At 35.8% G+C, this 7,128-nt stretch carries 8 protein-coding genes; 5 read left to right on the plus strand and 3 right to left on the minus strand.

Annotated elements, in window-relative coordinates; all coding sequences use genetic code 11:
• The first annotated feature begins 316 nt into the window (after window positions 1-316).
• Window positions 317-475, plus strand: a complete 159-nt coding sequence (locus ACTS4L_RS10810; RefSeq protein ID WP_440617390.1) for a DUF5993 family protein — start codon at window positions 317-319, stop codon at window positions 473-475.
• Window positions 476-494: 19 nt separating this feature from the next.
• On the plus strand, window positions 495-1,070 hold the full coding sequence (locus ACTS4L_RS10815) for a disulfide bond formation protein B (RefSeq protein WP_440617391.1): 576 nt from the start codon (window positions 495-497) through the stop codon (window positions 1,068-1,070).
• A 28-nt stretch (window positions 1,071-1,098) separates the two neighbouring features.
• Here ACTS4L_RS10815 and ACTS4L_RS10820 read toward each other — a convergent pair whose 3' ends face one another.
• The 3 genes from ACTS4L_RS10820 to ACTS4L_RS10830 form a co-directional block, all read right to left on the minus strand.
• Window positions 1,099-1,908 carry a hypothetical protein gene (locus tag ACTS4L_RS10820; RefSeq protein WP_440617392.1) on the minus strand — a complete coding sequence of 270 codons (810 nt, stop codon included), beginning with the start codon at window positions 1,906-1,908 and terminating at the stop codon, window positions 1,099-1,101.
• A gap of 65 nt (window positions 1,909-1,973) precedes the next feature.
• The gene (locus ACTS4L_RS10825) at window positions 1,974-2,981 is read right to left on the minus strand and encodes a hypothetical protein (protein ID WP_440617393.1); all 1,008 of its coding nucleotides are present in this window, start codon (window positions 2,979-2,981) and stop codon (window positions 1,974-1,976) included.
• Between the two features lie 150 nt (window positions 2,982-3,131).
• Window positions 3,132-4,532, minus strand: a complete 1,401-nt coding sequence (locus ACTS4L_RS10830) for an NAD(P)/FAD-dependent oxidoreductase (RefSeq protein WP_440617394.1) — start codon at window positions 4,530-4,532, stop codon at window positions 3,132-3,134.
• A 250-nt stretch (window positions 4,533-4,782) separates the two neighbouring features.
• Here ACTS4L_RS10830 and ACTS4L_RS10835 point away from each other — a divergent pair, with 250 nt between their 5' ends.
• The 3 genes from ACTS4L_RS10835 to ACTS4L_RS10845 all read left to right on the plus strand — a co-directional run bounded on the left by ACTS4L_RS10835 (window position 4,783) and on the right by ACTS4L_RS10845 (window position 7,059).
• Window positions 4,783-5,418, plus strand: a complete 636-nt coding sequence (locus tag ACTS4L_RS10835; RefSeq protein ID WP_440617395.1) for a hypothetical protein — start codon at window positions 4,783-4,785, stop codon at window positions 5,416-5,418.
• A 213-nt stretch (window positions 5,419-5,631) separates the two neighbouring features.
• A complete protein-coding gene (locus ACTS4L_RS10840) occupies window positions 5,632-6,531 on the plus strand; it encodes a LysR family transcriptional regulator (RefSeq protein WP_440617397.1) in 900 nt (299 codons plus the stop codon).
• Window positions 6,532-6,546: 15 nt separating this feature from the next.
• Window positions 6,547-7,059 (plus strand): LysR family transcriptional regulator, encoded by a 513-nt coding sequence (locus tag ACTS4L_RS10845; RefSeq protein ID WP_440652036.1) that lies wholly within the window; start codon window positions 6,547-6,549, stop codon window positions 7,057-7,059.
• Window positions 7,060-7,128 lie beyond the last annotated feature (69 nt).

A 7,128-nucleotide genomic window follows, 5' to 3' on the forward strand; every position in this document is an offset into this window, starting at 1 on the left:
AAAAATTTTTGCTCAAAGTATTTAAGTATCTACATTTTATATCTCTTTAAACATCTCTCAAACCTTGCTACCAAGGCGTTTCTTGCGAACATTCTCGCTTTAAGAACAAGCGTCAATTCTACAGATTTTTTTTTGGTTAGCAAGCTGTTTTTTAAAGTTTTTTAAAGTTTATTTTGAGTTGTTTTTTTTATGATCAAAACCACCTTTCTAATACGTTGAATTATAAATTGTAACTTGCGCCTTTTCTTCATTCACACAATATATGATTTTGCACTATACTGGCTCTGGATATCACAAAAATTAATGGAGTAATCATATGCCTGGAATATTAATCGTTTTTTTCCTACTACTAATAAGTGTCATTAGCGCATGGGTGCATCGCACAATGGGGATCATATTCTTTTGCGTTTTTCTCATCGCAATGGGACTTGTGTTTTTACATCACGCCACAGACCATCTTGGTTTATATTTTTAATGGTAAAAGGAGCTTCAATATGCAACGATCAAAAATAAATAACTTCGTAAAGTGCCTAAACGCCATTGAAATACTCGCTATCATCCTTGTCATCGTGATGGCTTTTTCTTTCCAATTTATTTTAGGCGAACTTCCCTGCCCATTATGTTTACTGCAACGCCTTGGGCTACTAGGCATTGCCTTTGGTTTTTTGTTGAACATCAGATATCACGTGCGTCCAGCACATTATAGCCTATCATTACTCTCGGCAGTTTTGACTTCATTTGTTGCTATGCGCCAGATCGCACTTCACATTAATGACCCTCACGGTTACGGCTCAGCAATTTTAGGCTTACATATGTATACATGGGTATTTGTACTGTGCATTATTGCTATAATTTATATTGCTATTGCACTTGGACTATCATCACAATATGAAATTAAAGCAAACAAAGATGAAATCTCAGAAGCTAAAGGTAAGAAAATAAAAATATTTACTCACATTGTCTTTGCACTATTGGTCTTTATCATTGCTACAAATCTAATTTCAACTTTTGTCGAATGCGGACTCAGTGAATGCCCAGATAATCCAATGACTTATATTTTATGGCAGTAGCAATTTAAAAAGTACTTTTTTGGGTTTACTAATTTGCCTGAATTGCTTCCACGCGCTCTTTAATCCTTTGGAGTTGATCTGAACTTAATACGACTTCTGGGCAGTTATTAGTAGTGACAGTTACTTGTAATAAACCACTTTGATACTCATTATACGCCTTAACTAAATTAACGCCGAATGGCAATTGGTTATAATCATATTCAGACTCTATTCGGCTATCACATTGAAAATTTTCATACTTACAGGTAAACCCTGGCGTTAAGCCACCTACTGAACTGCACCTCTTAACTGTAAAAGTGTTTTTTTCATCGCCAACGTTTGAAAGAATGCCTACTTTTCTAGTATGAGCATCATAAACTACGTTGAAGTTATAATCTGCATAGACAACAGGGTTGTAAGTTGGTTTTCCCCAAGAATGTTGATGCGTAAGCCCTGCAAATTTTAATATTTTGTTTTGACGATTAAAATGGAAATCGTTATCAATCAGCGCCCTATTTGTTCTACTCGTAAAATCATTAATGACTTCATTAAATCTCGTTTCAATAAACTTAGCTCTTGCTTGAAAATTATTTGGTGTATTTTGATAATTAAAAGCAGACGATATTGTTGCACCGTGATTGTAGTGCAAATTCAAAGCAGTCAATTCTAAATATAATGATTTAATGATTGTCTCTAGCACTCGGGTATACTGACTAGCAAGCATACTATTATATGCCGCGTAAATATTAACAAAATCTTTCTGGTTACTTGTATTGCTCGCATTGTTTACTTGATCTTTAGTATAATTTTGGGCGCGTGTGATCAAGGATGCGTATATTGAATAATCTGACATTTCCATTAAGGTCTTAGCTTCAGCAGTAACTTTCCGCAAAGTGATATTGTTGAGGACTTTAGTCAATCTTTCTAGCCGCGATTTTTACTATTGCCTCCTCCCCATACACTGCCTTTGGCAAGGTAGGCATCAACATCACTACCATGTTCTCCTAAAATGTTAATCACTTGATTATAAGAAGTATTAATTTCATTTGTACTACTCTCCACCCTTTGGATACTCTCTCTAATTGCATTATCATTTAATATTGTTCTTAACTCAGTCAACTTTTCACCGAGATTTCTAATATCAACCTGTATTTCATCAAGCTTTTGCATAACATCTTCTAACGTATAGCTGTTTGTAAAGCCAAAAATTGAATCTAAAAAGCTAAAAATCATTAATGCAGGCCCTGCGACTTTATTGACAAATGGAATATTAGATGCAATATCTAAAGATTGCTCAATAATACTTGCTGTATCTGCACTACTTCTTAATGGCGCCATTGCACGATGCTTCTGTCTAGAAATTGGATAAGTGTAATCATAATAAGGACTGGATAATAAATGTTTTCCATAACTGTTTTTCAGACGTTCAACTAAAGCTTGATTAGATAAATTACTAAGAAATGTATTTATTTCATAGCCTGATGATTGGTAGACAACAGCTAACGCCTCATACACCTCACTACTTGAAGAAACACCCAACAAACGCTCAACTGTATTCAAGGTATATCCATGTCGATTTACTCTATCAAGTAGAAATCTCCCTATTTCATAAGAAGATGAAAAGAAAAACCTCTGTCCATAAAACGCTTTACCATAGGGAATAACAGCAACAACCTTATTATCCTTTTTCAACAATATATGATTATCTTTTATGCTTTGCACATTTATCACATTAATCTCACAGGTATTCTCTATACACTTAGTTACCGTTAATTTCTGCTTCTCTTGCGTATTATTGTTTTGCAATACCGCTGTCAGATTTGTGTTTTCAAGCGCCTTTGGAAATACAATTTTAATATCCTCCGAAAAACCTGCTTCTGAAAGTAGTAATACACTCAAAAAGCTGACTATTTTGGTTAATTTAAATGTCATTTTCTACTCCTTGCTAATCTATTATTTACAACTATCGCATTAAAGCATTAATAAATATTAGATGCTTTTCAAATTGCTATGAATATTCCTTGTTATCAAGACTTCCCCTTTTAAATTATCACATGATAAATCACAGCCTTATATAAACCCTTAAAATGAAATTAACTTATCAGGAAATAGCTTAGACTGCACCTCTAGGATTGCCGTCATGGCAGGAATAATTGCAGGTGCGAGCATTCTTGCCATGGGTAAATTAATGTTAGGCACTTTGCATAACATATCAAAATCATCATTTTGATTGGTGATTTTGTCACAAATCGCTTTGCCAATACGTACGGTTTGTGCAACACCATGACCACTCCAACCAAATACACTATATATCTTATCACTGATATTATATGCCGCAGTAGGTCCTTTGACTGTAAGGTCAGTGGTTCCGCTCCAACAATAATCGAGTTTCACATCACCTAGCTGAGGAAAGACAGTTGTAACGCGTTGTTGTAGATAATCTAATGCCTTATCTAGCGCCCAACGTGAGCCACTACCACTACCACCGAATAGCACTCTATTTCCACGCACTTGACGAAAATAGTCTATTTGTAAAGAAGTATCATACACGGCAACATTTGATGGTATCAGTTTTTCAACGGCAATTGGTAAAGGTTCAGTCACAGACACATAACTATAAAATGGAATCGCCGCTCGCCCCTCTTGTTTTAATATCTCAAAAGTGGAAACATGCGTTGCGATAACCACCTTATTTGCAGTGATTTTTCCACCTTCGGTTTCAACGACAACCTTTCCTTTTATTTGATCGATATTAAGCGCTTTGGTGTTTTCATAAACCTTACCGCCATGTTTCAATAATGCATATACCAAACCAAGATTTAATGCCAATGGGTGAATATGTCCACCGATACAATCCAATAAACCGCCATAATATAAATCAGAATCAACATGCTTCTTAAGATTTTGTTGTGAGATGATTTTAGCGCTATTATCCCCAAGCTTTGCGCGTGATTTCATCGCTGTTTTTAATGCATCCATATGCCCTTGATGAATCGCAGCGGTTAAATGCCCTTGGACATAATCAACCTCAAGATCATACTTCTGAATAATCTCTTTAATCGTATCAAATGATTCACGTGCGGTAAAATGCCACAAACGTTTTGCTTCATCTAAAGAAAACTCTTGAAGCATGTTACAAGCTTCCCAACGCGCAAGTCCAGGTGTTAATTGCCCACCATTTCTGCCAGATGCGTTAACCCCAATCTGATCTTGATCAATCAATATTACATCAACGCCAGATTCGGCAAGGTGCATTGCTGCTGAACTTCCTAATAATCCAGCACCAATCACCAGTACATCGCATTTACAATTATTTACAAGTCTTTTATGATTTGGCAGTTTATTAATGGATGCTTGATAAAAATTCTCACAGTCCAAACGGTTAGGAGAACTCGCCTGCCATGACCAATCTTGTAAGCTATTCTTCCAAATACCGGTATTATTTCTTAACTCTGATAAAATTTTGGGTTTAAATTTTTCCATGTTTATGATCATCCTAGTTTAAATTCACTTACCTGTATGACTATAGCAAATGAATTTTTCTTTACCTCATTTATCTTCCATATGTTGCTCTAAGCGCCTTAAATTTCTTTAGATTTAATCACTTTTATCATGTTTATCCTGCATTGAATTATCACAGCTAACAACTTTTTGATCAAACAACAGCAAATTTTAAATATCAACCTATACTCTAGACCATAAATAGTTTGACAACAACAAAAGGAGTACCCGTATGAGTTTCACACGAAATAGATGCTTAAGAAAGATCTCCATACTTTTAGGCACATTCACAATAACAATGAGTATCAGCTATGCTAATTCATTGACGTTCCCAATATCTATTGATAATACAACAGACCAAAATGTCTATATTGAGATTAGCTTTAAAATTGATAAACCTCTGGATTATGATAGCGATCCAAATACAATCAAAAATCGAATAGAAGACCCCAAACTAAATGACACATCATCAATCCCGTATATTCCCAGTCCTAGTGGTGAAACCATGGAGTATACAACCAAGTGCGAATTTGATGATTACAAGAAAGGGGAATGTCTCACGGGGTTTGAGCTTCAGGCAAGGTCAAGTTTTACCGGTTATTGGGTAGGCTCTGGAGCTGTCTCCTTATACATGTATAGAGATGGAGAGAAAATTACAACATCCGAATTAGAAACAACTGGACGAGGTGGGAAACTTTCTCAACCTGACTACAACTACGACCGTATGGGAAAATCACCAATAACGTGGATAAGCAATATGCCACGCGGCACGCAATATATACATGCTTACAAGATAGGCAATATAATTCAACAAAAGTATGGCATTCTACGTCTTGTTATCGTTAATTCAGTCACCATTCCTTTCTAAAAAGTATTGCATTGCAACTCATCTTAATTTATTTGCCGGATTTTGATAATAGCCCCGCGTAGCACCCCTTCAATCTGGCTTAGCAAAATTTTCATAAACTACTTCGTAACAAAAACACTGCACAATAATTTACGATAGGTATAAAACTTCTCACTTTGCTTTTTCCACTTTTTCCATCTAGGCTTAAGACAAACGGATGACTTGGAGTGATAGATGGACATCAGTGACTTACAGCTACTTTATATACTACTGACTGAGCGAAATATTACTTATGCGGCTGAAAGAATGAACTTATCACAACCGGCAGCCACGATTCGCCTTGGCAAAATGCGTAAACGATTTAATGATGAATTACTCATACGTCACGGCAATTCAATGCGCTTAACCGAAAAAGCAACCACCATGATTCAGCCTTTAAAACGTTTGCTTGAGCAAATTAATGAATTATTCCCACACCCTCACTTTGACCCTAAAACAGATGCCAGCATTATCAATATCCATATGAATGAATATTGTGAACATTTAATGTTAAAAGCATTATTTGACAAAATACATAGTTTTAATCCGGAGCATGAAATACATCTGCATATATTTCCGCCACTATATAACCTTGATGGAATACATGATTTTAGCAATGCTGAGGTTATCATTGGCGCAGTTAACGAGAGTAATCTTGGCGAATTTGATGCTGAAGTTTCGCACTATGATCCACTTTGCCTATTGTACGATCGCTACCCAATTGATACATCAAAAGAGCTCACCCTCGATGAATATTATCAGTTGCCGCATATTGTGATCAATACAGTTGAGGCAAATCATTACTTACCTATCTTAGGGGCAAATGATCTACGCAATGTAAAAATGCGGGTGTTGAGTTTAACGCTTGCCACCTCATTACTTGAAGACAAATTTGTGATGACTTCAGTCAAAAGTCTTGCTGAAACCTATAACTTAAAAACATACCCATTACCAATTGATATCCCCCCGATGGCTTGCAATATTCACTATCCTGAGAGGTTGAAATTTGATGCTAAAAATAAATGGTTACGTAATTTATGTAGGTCTGAACTACAAAGACTAGCGCAGTCGCTTAATCTAAAATTGGTTAATTAAATGATGAGGTAAAGCATGGATATTTATGATTTACAATTATTACAGCTATTGCTTTCTGAGCAAAGCATTAGTCGTGTTGCTAACGTAATGAATTTATCGCAACCGGCGGTAACCATTCGCTTAGGTAAAATGCGCGATAGATTTAAGGATGAGCTCTTGATCCGTGACGGTAACCAAATGGTATTAACCAACAAAGCAAAATCGCTAATCACGCCACTGCAAAATATTCTAGATGACATTGATTACTTGCTTCCTTCCGAGGCGTTCTCACCTGCCAAAAATGCATCAACATTTAACCTCTATGTCTCTGAGCATTTCTCTTATTTAGCACTACGCCCCATCTTGCAGCAAATAAGCCAAAGCAATCCTAACCATATTATTAATGTTCGCACATTCCCCGTGCTATACCAAATACAACAAAACTTTGACTTTAGCCATGCCGATTTAGTGATTGGCATTTTGAATAATTTAGATAGTTTTATTGGTGATAATATTCTTGAAGATACTTTAGTAATTGCTTATAACTGAAGTTACGCACTTTTGATGTTTGAATTTAAGAAATACGACCACAGATTATGAGTGAAATAAATAAAACTG

Source organism: Cysteiniphilum sp. 19S12-1 (genome assembly GCF_052030685.1).
In the GTDB taxonomy this organism is placed as follows: domain Bacteria; phylum Pseudomonadota; class Gammaproteobacteria; order Francisellales; family Francisellaceae; genus Caedibacter.